The sequence below is a fragment of the Pedobacter sp. ASV28 genome, from assembly GCF_016428855.1.
Taxonomy (GTDB): Bacteria; Bacteroidota; Bacteroidia; order Sphingobacteriales; family Sphingobacteriaceae; genus Pedobacter.
This window is the reverse complement of the sequence record NZ_JAELTN010000158.1, coordinates 1-256: the sequence shown is the minus strand read 5'-3', so window position 1 is coordinate 256 and position 256 is coordinate 1. Positions and strand designations below refer to the sequence as shown.

At 58.6% G+C, this 256-nt stretch carries 1 protein-coding gene; it reads right to left on the bottom strand.

The genetic code is table 11. The features are described 5' to 3' along the window. A partial coding sequence (locus JHD79_RS23255) for a hypothetical protein (protein ID WP_370583375.1) occupies positions 1 to 230 on the bottom strand: 230 nt, incomplete at its 3' end. Positions 231 to 256: the final 26 nt, after the last annotated feature.

Below are 256 nucleotides of genomic sequence, written 5' to 3'. Positions count from 1 at the left end.
ACAGTGGTGCTGCTGGCCGTAAGGACAAAGGTGCCCGTACCGCAGGCACTGGCGTTGCCGGAAACCTGGATATCGGAGGCCAACGAAAGCCCGCCAACGGAGATCGTGATCCTGGTACGAGAGGCCGTGCTGTTGCTGCAGTTGTTGGTGTTCACCGCCTCCACGAAATAGTCGTAGCTGCCCGCAGCAAGGTTGTTGGGCGTAGCATAGCTCGCAGTGTTCGATGCCACTAGCGTACCGTTGGAATCGTACCAGT